Source organism: Aeromicrobium sp. WCS2018Hpa-31, from assembly GCF_031843905.1.
Lineage (GTDB): Bacteria > Actinomycetota > Actinomycetes > Propionibacteriales > Nocardioidaceae > Aeromicrobium.
This window is the reverse complement of record NZ_JAVTJF010000006.1, coordinates 170,678-185,535: the sequence shown is the minus strand read 5'-3', so window position 1 is coordinate 185,535 and position 14,858 is coordinate 170,678. Positions and strand designations below refer to the sequence as shown.

Below are 14,858 nucleotides of genomic sequence, written 5' to 3'. Positions count from 1 at the left end.
GACCGCGGCGCGGGCCGTGAACCAGGACCAAGGCTGGATTCTGCCAGGGGCACCCTGGTCAACCCAAATCGTGCCCCGTCTGTTCCCCACCCCGATGCTCGTGCCCGGCGCGCCGCGCCGGCCGGTGCGTGGGGTGGAGGGCCCGCTCAGGAGGCGAGCAGCGCCTCGACGTCAGAGGCGATCTTCTCGGGCTTGGTGGTCGAGCCGTACCGCTTGACCACGTTGCCCTCGGTGTCGATGAGGAACTTGGTGAAGTTCCACTTGATCTTGTTCCCGGCGAACCCGCTCTTCTCGCTGCGCAGCCACTGGTAGAGCGGGTGCGCGTCGTCGCCGTTGACCTCGACCTGGGAGAACATGGGGAAGCTGACCCCGTAGTTCCGCTCGCAGAAGGCGGCGGTGTCGTCGTCGGAGTCGGGGTTCTGCCCGCCGAACTGGTCGCACGGGAAGCCCAGCACCACGAGGCCACGGTCGGCGTAGCTCGCGTAGAGCTCCTCCAGACCGGCCAGCTGGGGGGTGAAGCCGCACTGGGTCGCCGTGTTCACGACGAGCAGCACCTTGCCCCGGTAGTCGGCGAGCTCGCGCGGGGTTCCGTCGATCGCGTTCGCGGTGAAGTCGTATGCAGTGGTCACGCGCTCATCCTAGGTTCACGGCCCGAGCGCCGCAGGAGTCCTCGATCCTGCACGCACCTCCCGATCCCGCCAAAGCCCGGCGAGGCGGCGCACCCCGCCCTACGATGTCGGCACGGCGGTGGATGGGGAGCCATCCAGCAGGGACGCCGGGACGAGGGAGTCGTCATGAAGTCGTTCGCCTGTGGGGACGTCGTCCCCGGGTGCACCGCCCGGTGGGAGGAGCCGTCCGACGAGGCCGTTCTCGCGCGCGTGGCCGACCACGCTGCGGAGGTCCACGGACTGGTGGAGGTCCCGGCCGAGCTGGTCGCGGCCGTCCGGGCCTCGATCCGCACCACACCCGCACCCGTCTGATGTCCGTCGCACCCTGGGTCGTCTCGACGCCCCAGCGGATCGATGCCGACGTCGCCTTCAGTCCGATCCTCGACCTCGCGCGCGGCGTGGTGGCCGGCTACCAGACGGTGGCCTCCCCGGTGGGCGCACGCCGGTCCCAGGACGTCGTCGACGACCCGTGCTCGATCATGACCGCCGCTCTCGCGGCCGCGGCGACGTTGCCCCCCGACACGTTCCTGACCGTCCCCCTGGGGCTGGGTGACGGAGGCCCCGGCGACCTCGACGACCCGGCGCTCATGTCGGTCCTGACGTCCCGCGGCGACCTGTCCGGCGTGGTGCTGGACCTGCGCGCCGTCCCCGAGGACGTGGGCGCCGCACCGACAGCCCGCCTCGAGGGTCTGCGCGAGGCGGGCGCCCTGGTGGCTCTCGGTGGCGAGCAGGCGGCCCAGCCCACGCTGCGCAGCATCACCCGGCTGCGTCCCTCGATCGTCCGGCTCGGCCGTGCCTGGGTCGAGGGGATCGAGCACAGCGCGGAGAAGCGCGACGCCATCGAGGTGACAGGCACGATGGCCGCCCAGCTGGACGCCTGGCTGCTCGCCGAGGGGGTCAGCACGGCCGGGGAGCTCCGCACGCTCTCCGAGCTCGGGGTCCCGCTGGCGCAGGGACCGCTCGTCGGCCCGGCCCGACGGGTGTGGCAGAACGCCGCGCCCCAGGCTCATCGAGCCCTGCCCCGGGACCGGGCACCGGCCGGGGACGGCGTCCTTCGCGACCTGGTCCGCCGTGCCTACACGACCGACGACGTCGGCTCGGCCCGCTCGGTGCTGGCGGAGACGGTCGGCTTCGAGGTCGTCGTCGCCGTCGACGAGCACCGGCGTCCGCACGCGGTCCTCGTCAAGGACGACCACGGGCGGTGGCAGTCCAGCGACGTGCTGGCCGTGCACGTGGACACCCCGCTCGGCGACGCCGTCGCCCGGGCGATGGCACGGCCGCGCAGCACCCGGTTCGGGCCGCTGGCGTGCACCGACTCCGCGGGCGGGTTCCTCGGCGTCCTCCACCTGGAGGACCTCATGACCCACCTGGCCGGCCGGGCCTGAGCGGGCCCGCGGACGCATCCGCGAGCCCGCCCGGCAGACGACCGGCGCTCAGGCCAGCGGCGTGCGCGAGAGCTGGAGCAGCAGCTCGCCGTTGCTCCCGGTCGCACCGACCCGCTCGGCCACGGCGTCGAGGGCCTCGCGCGGCTCGCGACCGGCCAGGGCGCGACGCAGCCCGGCGACGATCTCGAGCTCCTGCGGGTCGAGGAGCAGCTCGTCGTGGTGGGTCCTCGAGGCGATGACGTCGACGGCCGGGAAGACCGTCCCGCGGTCGTCGACGACGAGCCGCAGCGTGCTGTTGGCCGCACCGTCGAGCTCCTCGAGCACCGTCTCGTCCACGGCCGAGCCGGTCTCGACGAGGGCGGTGGCGACGACGGTGAGCGATCCGCCGTCCTCGGCGTTGCGGGCGGCCCCGAAGAGCGCCTTGACCGGGTGCAGGGCCGACGCGTCGACGCCTGCGGTCACCCGTCCGGAGGCCGGCGTCGCCTGGTGGTAGGCGCGACCGAGCCGCGTGATGGAGTCCAGCAGCACCACGACGTCGTGACCGAGCTCGACCAGACGCTTGGCCCGCTCGACGGCGAGCTCGGCGACGATCGTGTGGTCGGTGGCCGGCCGGTCAAAGGTGGAGGCGATGACCTCGCCCTTCACCGCACGCTGCAGCTGCGTGACCTCCTCGGGCCGCTCGTCGATGAGGACCACCATGAGGTGGCACTCGGGGTTGTTCGTCGTGACGGCCTCGGCGGCCGCGCGCACGAGCGTGGTGCGGCCGGCCCGCGGCGGCGCGACGACGAGGCTCCGCTGACCCTTGCCGATCGGCGCGAAGAGGTCGACCAGCCGCGTGGTGACCAGCGTCGGGTCGGTCTCCAGGCGCAGACGCTCGTCGGGGTGCACCGGGGTCAGACCGGCGAACTCGACCCGGCCACGAGCGTCCTCCAGGGGCATCCCGTTGACCGTGTCGACCCGCACCATGGGGTTGAACTTCTCCTTGCGCTCCCCCTCGCGGGGCTGGCGCACCTGACCGGTGACGGCGTCGCCCTTGCGAAGGCCCCACTTGCGCACCATCGACAGCGACACGTACACGTCGTTCTCGCTGGGCAGGTAGCCCGTGGTGCGCACGAAGGCGTAGTTGTCGAGGATGTCGAGGATGCCGGCCGCGGGGACCAGCACGTCGTCGTCGGCGTAGGTGGGCTCGCCGTCGGCGCCTCGGCCACCACGGTTGCGGCCGCGTCGGTTGCGGCGGCGACCACCGTTCTCGTCGTCGAGGTCGTTCTGGCCCCGGTCGTTCTGGTTCTTGTCATTCTGGCCCCGGTCGTTCTGGCCCTTGTCGTTCTGGTTCTTGTCGTTCTGGCCCTTGTCGTTCTGGTTCTTCGCGCCCTGGTTCTTCGGTCCGCCGGAGCGCTGGGCGTCGTCCTGGCCCTGCCCGCGGCCGCCCTGCTTCGGGCCGTCCTGGTTCTTCTGGCCGTCGTTCTTCTGCCCGTCCTGGTTCTTCGGGGCGTCCTGCTTCTTCGGGGCGCCCTGGGCCCGCTGGCCCTCGCGCTTCCGGGATCCGTCCTGGTCCTGGGGAACGCCCTGGTCCTGAGGGGCGTCGTCCTGGCCACGGCGGTCCTGCTCGGTCGGTGCCTGCTCCGTCGCGGGCTCACGGCGCGCACCGGCCCGGGTCCGCGGTCCGCGCTCGTCCTTCGCCTCGGCTGCGGGCGCCTCGACCGGTGCGGCCTGGACCGCGCTGGTGGCCGTCTCGCCACGGGCCTGCTTGATGGCGTCGATCAGCTCGCCCTTGCGCAGCTTGGCAGCGTCGGCGATGCCGAGGCCGGACGCGATCTCGCGCAGCTCGGCGAGCACCTTGCCGCCGAGCGCGCCGCCCGCACGGCGGGCGGGCTTGGTGGTCGGTTCAGCCGCGGCACCGGAGGTGTCGGGCGCGGCCTGGTCGTTCGGGGAGTCGGTCACGTGGGTGCTTCCTGGGTGGGAGGGGCGCCGGGCACTCTCCCGGCGAAGACCGGGGCACCACGGCCACCCGCCGACGGCGGGTGATCGAACAACGGTGTCGGGGAGCGGACTCCACACCGACGATCGCCACTCTAGCAGCGCTGCCGGCCCCCGACCTCCTGCCCCGATCACGCGCTCCCGTGCGGGTCAGGGGGTGTCGACGACGTGCGCACCTCGGTCCGCGACCTCGACCTCGAGCACGCGCCAGCCGTCGGGGCAGGCCCCGGCGACACCACGCGCGAAGGCGAGCACGGTGGGCCCGGCACCCGAGATGACCGCCGGCACACCGTCGACGCGCAGGCTCCGCACGAGCTGGTAGGAGTCGGGCATCGCGGACGCCCGGTACTGCTGGTGCAGCAGGTCCTCGGTGGCCGCCGCGAGCCGCTCCGGGGCCTGGGTGAGCGCCGCCACCAGCAGCGCTGCACGCCCCGCGTTCGCGGCGGCGTCGGCGTGGGGCACGGCGTCGGGCAGCAGGCCGCGGGCCGCCTCGGTGGACACGGGGCTGTCCGGCACGAACAGGGTGACGGGGACCGCGACGTCGAGGCGGAGCGCCTCGGCGGCGAACCCCTCCGTCCAGGCGATCGTCAGGCCGCCCAGCAGCGCGGCCGCCACGTTGTCGGGGTGACCCTCGAGGTCGTGGGCGAGCTGCAGCGTGGCCCGGTCGTCGAGCACCTCGACCCCCTCCACGAGGGCCTTCGCCAGCACGATGCCGCCCACGATCGCGGCGGACGACGAGCCCATCCCGCGGCCGTGGGGGATCACGTTGCGGCAGGTGAGTCGAAGGCCGGGACGCCTCAGTCCCATGAGGTCGAGCGCGGCGTCGAACGACCGGACGACCAGGTGTCCCGCGTCGCGGCTCACCTCGTCGGCACCCTCGCCCTCGACCACGATCTCGAGGGCGTCGCCGGGCAGCACCTCGGCGGTCAGCTCGTCGTGCACGTCGAGGGCAAGGCCCAGGGCGTCGAAGCCCGGGCCCAGGTTGGCGCTGCTCGCCGGGGTGCGCACGGTCACCGGCCGGCCGACGAAGGGTGAGGTCATCCCGCCCTCAGGCCAGGCCGGCAGCGGCGGCGGCGTCGTGCACGTCGGCGTCGATCACGGAGTCGACCACCGAGCCGACACCGGACAGCGCCGTCTCGACGTCCTTCAGGCCGTGCCCCGTCACCGTGACCGTGATGGTGAGGCCCGGCTCGACCTCGCCCGCCTCGGCGGCGGCGAGGAGACCGGCGACTCCCGCGGCCGACGCCGGCTCGACGAACACGCCGTCCTGCGAGCCGAGCCTGCGCTGGGCGTCGAGGATCTGCTCGTCGCTCACGGCGTCGATGCGACCGCCGGAGGAGTCCCGAGCCGCCTCCGCGAGGTGCCACGACGCGGGGTTGCCGATCCGGATGGCCGTGGCGACGGTCTCGGGGCGGGGCACCACCGCACCGCGCACGATCGGTGCGGCGCCCTCCGCCTGGAAGCCCCACATGCGGGGACGCCGCGTGGCGAGGCCGGCGTCGGCGTACTCGGTGAAGCCCATCCAGTAGGCGGAGATGTTGCCGGCGTTGCCGACGGGGAGCACGTGCAGGTCGGGGGCGTCGCCGAGCACGTCGACGATCTCGAACGACGCCGTCTTCTGCCCCTGCAGACGCACCGGGTTGACCGAGTTCACGAGGGCGACCGGGTACTCCTCGGCGAGCCCGCGCGAGAGCTGGAGGCACTCGTCGAAGCCCCCACGGACCTGGATGACCTCGGCGCCGTGCATCACCGCCTGCGCCATCTTGCCGGTGGCGATCTTGCCGTGCGGGACGAGCACGATCGGGGTCAGGCCCGCACGCGCGGCGTAGGCCGTCATGGAGGCCGACGTGTTGCCGGTCGAGGCGCACACCACGGCCTTGGCGCCCTCACCGACGGCGACCGAGATCGCTGCGGTCATGCCACGGTCCTTGAAGGACCCCGTGGGGTTGTCCCCCTCGACCTTGAGCCAGACGTCGCCCTTGACGAGCGCCGACAGCCAGGTGGAGTGCACGAGAGGTGTCCCGCCCTCACCCAGCGTGATCACGGGGGTGTGCTCGTCGACCGGGAGCCACTCGCGGTACTCCTCGACGACTCCACGCCACGGCTGTGCCATCAGTGTGTTCCCTTCACTGGTCGAGACCCTCCACGCGCATGACCGAGGTGACGTCGCGCACCATGTCGAGCGCGCGCACGGCCTCGACCGTGGCGGCCAGGGCGGCGTCGTCGGCCTCGTGGGTCACGATGACGAGCTGTGCGTCGGACCCGTGGCCCTCCTGGCGGACCGTCTTGATGGAGACGTCGAAGCCGGCGAACGCGTCGGCGACGGACGCGAGCACGCCCGCGCGGTCGTCGACGTCGATCGACACGTGGTAGCGGGTGCGCGCCCGGCCGACGTCGAGCACCTCGAGGTCGGCGTGGGAGGTCTCGCCCGGGCCGTGCACGCCCTGGCGGCGGTTGCGCGCCACCGAGACGACGTCGCCCAGGACCGCGCTCGCGGTGGGCGCTCCCCCGGCCCCCGGGCCGTAGAACATCAGACGTCCGGCCGACTCGCTCTCCACGAACACGGCGTTGTAGGCGCCGCGCACGCTGGCGAGCGGGTGGCTCTTCGCGATCATCGCGGGGTGGACCCGCGCCGAGACGGCCGGGCCGTCGGGGGTCTGGATCTTCTCGCAGATGGCCAGAAGCTTGACCACGCAGCCCATCTCGTCGGCGGAGCGGACGTCGCCTGCGGTCACGTCGGTGATGCCCTCACGGTGCACGTCGCCGATGGTGACGCGGGTGTGGAAGGCCAGCGAGGCGATGATCGCGGCCTTCGCCGCGGCGTCGAAGCCCTCGATGTCGGCGGTCGGGTCGGCCTCGGCGTAGCCGAGCCGCTGAGCCTCGTCGAGCGCCTCGGAGAAGCCGGCTCCGGTGGTGGTCATGGCGTCGAGGATGAAGTTGGTCGTGCCGTTCACGATCCCGAGCACCCGCTGCACGGCGTCACCGGCCAGGGACTCCTGCAGGGGGCGGACGATCGGGATGGCGCCGGCGACGGCGGCCTCGAAGGCGATGTCGCGCTCGGCCTTCTCGGCGGACTCGAACAGGTGTGCCCCGTCCTCGGCCAGCAGGGCCTTGTTGGCCGTGACCACGGAGGCTCCGTGCTCGAGTGCGGCGAGGATGAGCTCGCGGGCCGGCTCGATGCCCCCGATCACCTCGATCACGACGTCGAGGTCGCCCCGGGACACGAGCCCGAGGGCGTCGGTCGTGAAGAGGTCGGTCGGGAGGTCGAGGTCGCGGTCGCGCCCGAGGCGCCGGACGGCGATGCCGACGAGCTCGATCGGCGCACCGATCCGCCGGGCCAGCTCGTCGCCGTCGCGGGTCAGCAGGCGTGCGACCTCGGAGCCGACGACGCCGCAGCCCAGCAGGGCGACCTTGAGGGGTCGGGCGGCGGCGGGTGCGGTAGTCACGCAGACAGCCTATCGGCGCCGCACCGCGCCCCGGGCCGCAGTGGGTCGCGGTGAGACCCGACCCCGCACGGACGGCCCCGTCAGGAGGTGAAGCCGCGACGCAGGACCACGAGGGCGGCGACCGCACAACCCACCGGGACCACGAAGGCCGCGAGCACGGCGGCGCCCACGCCGTGCACCACGACGGACGCGAACACCGCCGACCCCAGCGCCAGCGCGGTGGACTCCGCGACGGAGTCGCTGGTCTGCAGCGACGCGCTGCTCGATGCCTGCTCCCCCGGCGCCGACCGCGCCAGGACCTCGGTGACGAACGACGTCATCGCCGCACCCATGCCGAACCCGCCCACGGCCCAGGCGGCGACCACGAGCACGACCGGGACCTGCGGCAGCAGCACGAGGGGCACCGCCAGGATGCCCAGGCAGATGGCGCCGGCGCCGAGGGCGGCCCGGCGCTGCGTGGTCGCCAGGAAGGGCCCGAGACGCTCCGGACGCGAGACGGCCCACGCCCCGGCGAACCAGGTGAAGGCGGCCACGGACAGCACGGCACCTGCCAGACCCACCGGCACGTCGTGCAGGTCCACGAGGGCGAGCGGCACGTAGACCTCGGCGGCGAAGTAGGCCGAGGCGAGCAGGGACCTGGCACCCATGAGCGACGGCAGGCCCCGTCCGCCGGTCCAGGTCCGTGGCGGGACGAGCTGCCGGACCGCCACCGCGAGCAGCACCGCCGAGCCCACGAGCAGGAAGGGCCACCACGCGACCGCGCGCTGACCGGCGACGGAGAGCAGGAGCACCGCACCGCCGGCCGTCGCGGCGGCCGCCACCGGGACACGTCGTGCGGCCGGGCCGGCCTGGTCGGGGGTCTCGACGGCTCCACCGAGGTCCCGGACGGGCCGCCAGGCGACGGCGAGACTCACGACCGCGAGGGCCGGGGCCATCAGGAAGACTGCACGCCAGCCGAGCAGGTGGGCGAGCCCTCCCGCGATGGCTGGTCCGACGACGGCGGGCAGCGTCCATGCGCTCGTCATGACAGCGAGCGCCCGGGGCCGCAGGTCGACCGGGTACGCCCGCGCGACCACGACGTACAGACCGACGCCGATCGCCCCCATGCCCAGGCCCTGGACGGCGCGCCCGACGAGGAACCAGGTCATGGTCGACGCCGTCCCGCACGCGAGGAGCCCGAGGGCGAAGACCGCCACGCCCCCGACGAGGGCCGGGCCGGGGCCGGAGCGGTCGATCCACGGCACCGCGACGGTGCGCGACAGGATGCTCACGGCGATCGGCGCGGCGAAGGCGACGGCGTACGCGCCGAGCCCGTCCAGGTCCCGTGCCACCTCGGGCATCACCGTGATGACCGCCAGCGACTCGAAGGCCACCAGGAACGCCAGGGCGAAGAGCCCGACCGTCGTCCGGCCCAAGGGCCCCGTCCACAGCGCGACGGGCTTCCCCGTCGGCGCTCTCCCCACCCCTGCTCCGATCGCCATGCCCTGATGCAACAACCTCGAGTATGGTTGAGGTCAAGCCGAACGAGGAGACCCTGTGCGTCCCACCGACCAGCTCACGCCCCAGGAGGTGTCGCAGCGCTCCGGCGTGGCCGTCTCGGCGCTGCACTTCTACGAGTCACGTGGACTCATCAGCGCAACGCGGACGAGCGGCAACCAACGGCGCTACCGGCGCGAGGTCCTGCGTCGCCTCGCCTTCGTCCAGTTCTCCCAGCGACTGGGCATCCCCCTCGCGGAGGTGGGTGCGGCGCTCGAGACCCTCCCGGCCGACCGCACGCCCACCAAGCGGGACTGGGCGCGCCTCACCGCCCGGTGGCGCGAGGACCTCGACCGACGGATCGAGCGCCTCCAGCGCCTGCGCGACGACCTCGACGGCTGCATCGGCTGCGGCTGCCTGTCCCTGCGCAGCTGCGCCGTCTACAACCACGACGACGAGCTCGCCGGACTGGGGTCCGGACCGCACCGCGGTCTCGTGTGACCGACGCGGGCCCCGCCCCCGATCGAGTCGCCCACTCCCCCCCATCGGTGGATCCTCAACCGCAGGCCGACGTCTGCGGTTGAGGATCCACCGATACGGGCCCTGATGTTGCGGATCCACCGATGACTCGGAGCCCCGATCGGGCCCGATGCCGTCCCGCGGTCGCCTACTCTGTCCGCGTGTCCTCTCGATCCAGCCGCCTGAAGCGTCGACTTCGTGGGCTCGGGGCGATTCCCCTGGTGGGTCTCGTGACCATCGTGGTGGTCGCCGTGATCCTGGTCTGGGCGGTGCTCGACGTGCGGTCGCTGCTGGCCGACCGCCCGGCCACCGTGGCCGCCCCGGCGCAGGACACGACCGGGACCCGGGAGGCCACCACCGCGGTCCAGGTCGCCGTGCGGGTGACGTTCTCGTCGGACGGACCGTTCACCGCCACGGTCGTGGACGCCGCGAAGAAGGAGCGGACGTTCACCTCCGCCGGCGAGGACGTCGTGTTCACCCGCGTGTACGAGGGAACGGGACCGTACGTGTTCGCGAGCGCCCAGACCTCGGCCGACGCCACGATCCGCTGCCGCATCGACGTCGACGGCCGCAAGGCGTCGTCGAACGAGGAGTCCGGGCTCTACGCCCAGACCATCTGCGCCGACTGACGGCTCTCCGCGCACCGGTGACAGACTGACGCGGTGACCCCGGCCGAACGGTCCTCCTTCCGAGAGGGCCTGAGACTCGGCGTGCCGTTCGGACTCGCCTCGTTCCTGCTGTCGATGTCGTTCGGCGTGGTGGCCCGTGAGGCCGGCTTCAGCCTGGCCGCGGCCGTCGTGATGTCACTGGTGGTGTTCGCCGGGTCCGCCCAGTTCGCGGCCGTCGCCGTGATCGCGACCGGTGGCGGGGCCGGCGCGGCGGTCGCCGCAGGCACGCTCATGAACTCGCGGTTCCTGCCCATGGGGGTGGCGCTCGCACCGTCGCTGCCCGGTCGCGCCTGGTGGCGCGGCCTGCAGGGCCAGGCCGTCGTCGACTCGTCGTGGGCGGTCGCCGCCCGCGGGGACGGGACGTTCGACCGCTGGCGGCTGTTCGGGACGACGGCACCCCAGCTGGTGGCCTGGCAGCTCGGCACGGTGGTCGGCGCGTTCGGCGGCGACCTCATCGGCGACCTCGAGCGGTTCGGGCTCGACGCGATCTACCCCGCGTTCTTCCTCAGCATCCTGCTGCCGGAGCTGCGCGACCGGAACCGGCTCGGCGTGGCCGTCGTCGGCGGGCTGCTGGCCCTCGCCCTCGTGCCCTTCGCCCCGCCCGGGGTGCCGGTGCTGGCAGCCGGGCTCGCGGCCCTGTGGGGGCTGCGCCGTCGGGACCAGGGACCCTCGGACCCGGATCGGCAGGACCCGGCATGAGCACGGTGTGGTGGACGATCCTCGGTCTCGCCCTGGCCACGGCCGCGGTGAAGGGCGTCGGACCCGTGCTGCTGGGCGGGCGGGACCTGCCGGAGCGGTTCACCGGGGTCATCGTGCTCATGGCACCCGCCCTGCTCACCGCCCTGGTGGTCACCAGCGTGCTCGCCGACGGCGACCGCTGGCACGCCGGCGCCGACACCGTCGGGGTCGCGACGGCCGGCGTGGCGGCCTGGCGCGGGGCGTCGGTGATCACGACCATCGGCATCGCCGTGGTCCTCACCGCGCTGCTCAGGCTCGCGGGGCTGCCGTAGCCGCTCAGCCGACGTCGAGCGTGAAGAGGTCGTCCTCGGTCTCGCGGCGCAGCACGAGGCGAGCCTCGCCGTCGCGGACGGCGACGACGGCCGCCCGCGGCACGTGGTTGTAGTTGCTGGCCAGCGATCGGCAGTAGGCGCCGGTGCCGGGCACCGCGAGCAGGTCGCCGGCAGCGACGTCGGACGGGAGGTACTCGTCCTTGACCACGATGTCGCCGCTCTCGCAGTGCTTGCCGACGACGCGGCTCAGCACCGGGTGCGACGCGGACCGACGCGACGCGAGGGTGCAGGAGTAGTCGGCGCTGTACAGCGCGGGACGGATGTTGTCGCTCATCCCGCCGTCGACGGCCACGTAGCGACGCGAGGCGCCGCCGTCGAGACCGACCTCCTTGGTGGTGCCGACCTCGTAGAGCGTGAACGTGGACGGGCCGGCGATGGCCCGGCCGGGCTCGATCGAGATGCGCGGGACCTCCAGACCCATCGCGGCGCACTCGTCGTCGACGATCTTGAGCAGGCCGCCGGCGAGATCCTCGGGCGAGCGCGGGTCGTCCTGGGTGGTGTAGGCGATGCCGAACCCCCCGCCGAGGTCGAGCTCGGGCGGCGTGACGCCGAGCTCGGTGGCGATCTGGGCGTGCAGCCGCAGCACGCGCCGCGTGGCCACCTCGAAGCCGTCGGTGACGAAGATCTGGGACCCGATGTGCGAGTGCAGGCCGAGCAGCCGCAGGCCCCCGCCCTCAGGACGCTGCGCGGAGAGCACACGACGGACCGCGGCGAGCGCGGCACCGTCGGCGATCGAGAAGCCGAACTTCTGGTCCTCGTGCGACGTGGAGATGTACTCGTGGGTGTGGGCCTCGACCCCGGCGGTGACGCGGACCATGACGGCGGCCTCGCGCCCGGTCTCGGCGGTCAGCGCCTCGAGACGGTCGATCTCCTCGAGCGAGTCGACGATGATCCGCCCGACCCCGACCTCGAGCGCACGGCGCAGCTCGGCGACCGACTTGTTGTTGCCGTGCAGGCCGATGCGGGCCGGAGGGAAGCCGGCGCGCAGCGCGACCGCGAGCTCACCACCGGTGCAGACGTCGAGGTTGAGGCCCTCCTCGTTCACCCAGCGGGCGGTCGCGACGCACAGGAACGCCTTGCCGGCGTAGTAGACGTCGGCGTCGGGGAACGCGTCGCGGAACGCCCGGGCCCGGGCCCGGAAGTCGTCCTCGTCGATGACGTAGAGCGGGGTCCCGAACTCCTCGGCGAGGTCGGTGACGGGCTCCCCCGCGACGGTGACCACGCCGTCGACCTTCGACACGTTCTGGGCCCACAGGTGCGGAACGAGCGCGTCGGCGTCGTCGGGCTTGCGCAGCCAGGCGGGTCCGCGGTCTCCGGCCTGTCCGTGCAGCGCGCCTGCCTCGTGGGACCTCATCACATGCGCTCCGGGGCCGAGACGCCCAGCAGCGCCAGACCGTTGGCGACCACTTGGCGCGTGGCGTCGACGAGGACGAGGCGCGCGCGGTGGACGTCGCTCACGTCCTCGTCGCCCTGGGGCAGCACCCGGCAGACGGCGTAGAACGCGTGGAACGCCGCCGCGGTCCGCTCGAGGTAGCGGGCCACCCGGTGCGGCTCCCGCAGCTCGGCGGCGCGTGCCGCGACCTCCGGGAAGCTGGCGAGCGCCCGCAGGAGGTCGCCCTCCTTCTCGTGCTCGAGCAGACCCGGGTCGAACCGGTCGAGCCCGTGCTCGATGCCGAGGTCGGTGGCGTTGCGCAGGATGCTCGACAGGCGGGCGTGCGCGTACTGCACGTAGTAGACGGGGTTGTCGTTCGTGGTGCTCGCCCACAGGTCCAGGTCGAGGTCGATCTGGGAGTCGGTGGAGTACCGCGCCAGCGCGTACCGGGCGGCGTCGACACCGATGGCCTCGACCAGGTCCTCGAGCGAGATCACCGTGCCGGCCCGCTTGCTCATCCGCAGCGGCTGGCCGTCGCGCAGCAGGTTGACCATCTGCCCGATGAGCAGCTCGAGGTTGACGCCCGGCTCGTCACCGAAGGCCGCGCACATCGCCAGCATCCGGGAGACGTACCCGTGGTGGTCGGCGCCGAGCATGATCAGGCACCGGTCGAAACCACGCTCGCGCTTGTCGAGGTAGTAGGCGAGGTCGCCGGAGATGTACGCGGCCTGGCCGTCGGACTTGACGACCACACGGTCCTTGTCGTCGCCGTAGTCGGACGTGCGCAGCCAGCGAGCGCCGTCGCGCTCGTACATCTTGCCCAGCTCGTCGAGGCGGGCGATGGCGCGATCCACGGCACCGGACTCGTGCAGGTCGTTCTCGTGGAAGTAGACGTCGAAGTCGACGCCGAAGTCGTGCAGCGACGCCTTGATCTCCGCGAACATCTGGTCGACGCCCTCGGCGCGGAACAGCTCGACGGCCTCGGCGTCGGGGAGCGAAGCGGCGTCGGGGTGCTTGGCGACGACGTCGGCGGCGATGTCGTGGATGTACTGGCCGCCGTAGCCGTCCTCCGGTGCGTCCTGTCCGCGGGCGGACGCCAGGAGGGACCGGGCGAACCGGTCGATCTGTGCCCCGTGGTCGTTGAAGTAGTACTCGCGGGTGACGTCGGCGCCGGCGAAGGAGAGGAGTCGGCCGAGCGAGTCGCCCACGGCGGCCCAGCGCACGCCGCCGATGTGGATCGGACCGGTGGGGTTGGCGCTGACGAACTCGAGGTTCACCTTCTGGCCGGAGTAGAGGTCGCTGCGGCCATAGGAGGCTCCGCCCTGCAGCACCTTCTCGGCCACCTGTCCCTGGGCGGAGGCGGCGACCCGCAGGTTGAGGAACCCGGGCCCGGCGACCTCGGCCGCGCTGACGCCGTCGTGCTCGGCAAGGACGGCGGCCAGGTCGGTGGCCAGGTCGCGCGGGTTCAGCCCGGCCTTCTTGCCCAGCTGCAGCGCGATGTTCGTGGCGTAGTCGCCGTGCTCCTTGACCTTCGGACGCTCGACGCGCACCTGTGTCGGCACGCCGTCCGGCAGGCTCAGACGACCCTCGTCGGCGAGCCGGGAGAGGGCGGACACGATCACGTCGCTGAGCTGCTCGGGAGTCACCCGGCCAGCCTATCGAGCAGCGACGCCCCGCCGCGCCGCGGGAACGACCCGCAGGTGCGGCCCCGTCAGTCCTGCGCGCGCTGGCGGATGACGTCGCGGACCGTGGCCACGAGGAAGTCGGGGTCGAAGGGCTTCGTCACGTAGGCGTCGACGCCGGCCTTGACGCCCCGCTGGACGTCGGCCGGGTGGTTCTGGGTGGTCACCATCACCACGCCGAGGTGCCGCAGCCGGGGGTCCGACCGGATGGCGTGCACGGTGCTCACGCCGTCCTGCCGCGGCATCATCACGTCGACCGTGATCACGTCGGGGAGGCTCCCTCGGTCCGCCGACTCGCGCAGCTTCTCCAGGCAGTCCAGACCGTCGACCGCCTCCTCCACGTCGAACCCGGCGAGCTCCAGGTTCGTCCGGATGAGGAACCGGATCGACTGCGTGTCGTCGGCAACCAGGACGGTGGGCACGGGTCCCACGGTATCGGCCGTGCGGTAGGCTCACACCGCACTCGGCCAGATCGGGTTCCGCCCTCGTGCGGCGCCCAGCAGGCCCCCGTAGCTCAGGGGATAGAGCGCCGCCCTCCGGAGGCGGAAGCGGAGGTTCGAATCCTCCCGGGGGCACTCGTGCGTCGCGGCCGCGG

Annotated in this window: 15 protein-coding genes and 1 tRNA gene; 7 read left to right on the top strand and 9 right to left on the bottom strand. The window is 73.0% G+C overall.

The annotated features are described in order from the left end of the window. Nucleotides 1–146: 146 nt before the first annotated feature. Nucleotides 147–629, bottom strand: coding sequence for a glutathione peroxidase (locus RQG84_RS09605; protein WP_311209857.1), 483 nt, complete (start codon nucleotides 627–629; stop codon nucleotides 147–149). Between the two features lie 165 nt (nucleotides 630–794). On the opposite strand from RQG84_RS09605, the gene RQG84_RS09600 reads away from it, so the two are divergent. Both RQG84_RS09600 and RQG84_RS09595 read left to right on the top strand, forming a co-directional pair. Continuing rightward, a complete protein-coding gene (locus tag RQG84_RS09600; RefSeq protein WP_311209856.1) occupies nucleotides 795–980 on the top strand; it encodes a DUF1059 domain-containing protein in 186 nt (61 codons plus the stop codon). Beyond that, nucleotides 980–2,053 carry an EAL domain-containing protein gene (locus RQG84_RS09595; protein ID WP_311209855.1) on the top strand — a complete coding sequence of 358 codons (1,074 nt, stop codon included), beginning with the start codon at nucleotides 980–982 and terminating at the stop codon, nucleotides 2,051–2,053. The genes RQG84_RS09600 and RQG84_RS09595 overlap by 1 nt, the downstream gene beginning before the upstream one ends. Nucleotides 2,054–2,101: 48 nt before the next feature. Here RQG84_RS09595 and rho read toward each other — a convergent pair whose 3' ends face one another. The 5 genes from rho to RQG84_RS09570 form a co-directional block, all read right to left on the bottom strand. Then, the gene (gene rho, locus RQG84_RS09590) at nucleotides 2,102–3,994 is read right to left on the bottom strand and encodes a transcription termination factor Rho (RefSeq protein WP_311209854.1); all 1,893 of its coding nucleotides are present in this window, start codon (nucleotides 3,992–3,994) and stop codon (nucleotides 2,102–2,104) included. Nucleotides 3,995–4,180: 186 nt separating this feature from the next. After that, the gene (gene thrB / locus RQG84_RS09585; RefSeq protein ID WP_311209853.1) at nucleotides 4,181–5,071 is read right to left on the bottom strand and encodes a homoserine kinase; all 891 of its coding nucleotides are present in this window, start codon (nucleotides 5,069–5,071) and stop codon (nucleotides 4,181–4,183) included. Between the two features lie 7 nt (nucleotides 5,072–5,078). Next, a complete protein-coding gene (gene thrC / locus RQG84_RS09580) occupies nucleotides 5,079–6,143 on the bottom strand; it encodes a threonine synthase (RefSeq protein WP_055966919.1) in 1,065 nt (354 codons plus the stop codon). Between the two features lie 13 nt (nucleotides 6,144–6,156). Then, complete coding sequence (locus tag RQG84_RS09575) at nucleotides 6,157–7,476, bottom strand: homoserine dehydrogenase (RefSeq protein WP_311209852.1); 1,320 nt, start codon at nucleotides 7,474–7,476, stop codon at nucleotides 6,157–6,159. Nucleotides 7,477–7,556: 80 nt separating this feature from the next. Beyond that, nucleotides 7,557–8,957, bottom strand: a complete 1,401-nt coding sequence (locus RQG84_RS09570; protein ID WP_311209851.1) for an MFS transporter — start codon at nucleotides 8,955–8,957, stop codon at nucleotides 7,557–7,559. A gap of 55 nt (nucleotides 8,958–9,012) precedes the next feature. On the opposite strand from RQG84_RS09570, the gene soxR reads away from it, so the two are divergent. The 4 genes from soxR (at nucleotide 9,013) to RQG84_RS09550 (ending at nucleotide 11,149) form a co-directional block, all read left to right on the top strand. Then, nucleotides 9,013–9,453, top strand: coding sequence for a redox-sensitive transcriptional activator SoxR (gene soxR, locus RQG84_RS09565; protein WP_055966911.1), 441 nt, complete (start codon nucleotides 9,013–9,015; stop codon nucleotides 9,451–9,453). 179 nt (nucleotides 9,454–9,632) lie between these two features. Continuing rightward, nucleotides 9,633–10,100 (top strand): hypothetical protein, encoded by a 468-nt coding sequence (locus RQG84_RS09560; protein WP_156364747.1) that lies wholly within the window; start codon nucleotides 9,633–9,635, stop codon nucleotides 10,098–10,100. A 33-nt stretch (nucleotides 10,101–10,133) separates the two neighbouring features. After that, nucleotides 10,134–10,838 (top strand): AzlC family ABC transporter permease, encoded by a 705-nt coding sequence (locus RQG84_RS09555; RefSeq protein WP_311209850.1) that lies wholly within the window; start codon nucleotides 10,134–10,136, stop codon nucleotides 10,836–10,838. Beyond that, the gene (locus RQG84_RS09550; protein WP_055966904.1) at nucleotides 10,835–11,149 is read left to right on the top strand and encodes an AzlD domain-containing protein; all 315 of its coding nucleotides are present in this window, start codon (nucleotides 10,835–10,837) and stop codon (nucleotides 11,147–11,149) included. Before RQG84_RS09555 ends, RQG84_RS09550 begins: the two co-directional genes overlap by 4 nt. Nucleotides 11,150–11,153: 4 nt before the next feature. Here the strand turns inward: RQG84_RS09550 and lysA are convergent, their stop codons facing one another. The 3 genes from lysA to RQG84_RS09535 form a co-directional block, all read right to left on the bottom strand. Beyond that, a complete protein-coding gene (gene lysA, locus RQG84_RS09545) occupies nucleotides 11,154–12,566 on the bottom strand; it encodes a diaminopimelate decarboxylase (protein ID WP_396135267.1) in 1,413 nt (470 codons plus the stop codon). Continuing rightward, the gene (gene argS / locus RQG84_RS09540; RefSeq protein WP_311209848.1) at nucleotides 12,563–14,227 is read right to left on the bottom strand and encodes an arginine--tRNA ligase; all 1,665 of its coding nucleotides are present in this window, start codon (nucleotides 14,225–14,227) and stop codon (nucleotides 12,563–12,565) included. Before argS ends, lysA begins: the two co-directional genes overlap by 4 nt. A gap of 65 nt (nucleotides 14,228–14,292) precedes the next feature. After that, the gene (locus tag RQG84_RS09535; RefSeq protein WP_311209847.1) at nucleotides 14,293–14,685 is read right to left on the bottom strand and encodes a response regulator; all 393 of its coding nucleotides are present in this window, start codon (nucleotides 14,683–14,685) and stop codon (nucleotides 14,293–14,295) included. Between the two features lie 81 nt (nucleotides 14,686–14,766). Here RQG84_RS09535 and RQG84_RS09530 point away from each other — a divergent pair. Further along, nucleotides 14,767–14,838 (top strand) — tRNA-Arg (locus RQG84_RS09530). Nucleotides 14,839–14,858 lie beyond the last annotated feature (20 nt).

Coding starts and splice junctions, on each gene's coding strand:
- RQG84_RS09600 (WP_311209856.1), top strand. CDS start 795: ATGAAGTCGTTCGCCTGTGGGGACGTCGTCCCCGGGTGCACCGCCCGG.
- RQG84_RS09595 (WP_311209855.1), top strand. CDS start 980: ATGTCCGTCGCACCCTGGGTCGTCTCGACGCCCCAGCGGATCGATGCC.
- thrB (WP_311209853.1), bottom strand. CDS start 5,071: ATGACCTCACCCTTCGTCGGCCGGCCGGTGACCGTGCGCACCCCGGCG.
- thrC (WP_055966919.1), bottom strand. CDS start 6,143: ATGGCACAGCCGTGGCGTGGAGTCGTCGAGGAGTACCGCGAGTGGCTC.
- RQG84_RS09570 (WP_311209851.1), bottom strand. CDS start 8,957: ATGGCGATCGGAGCAGGGGTGGGGAGAGCGCCGACGGGGAAGCCCGTC.
- RQG84_RS09550 (WP_055966904.1), top strand. CDS start 10,835: ATGAGCACGGTGTGGTGGACGATCCTCGGTCTCGCCCTGGCCACGGCC.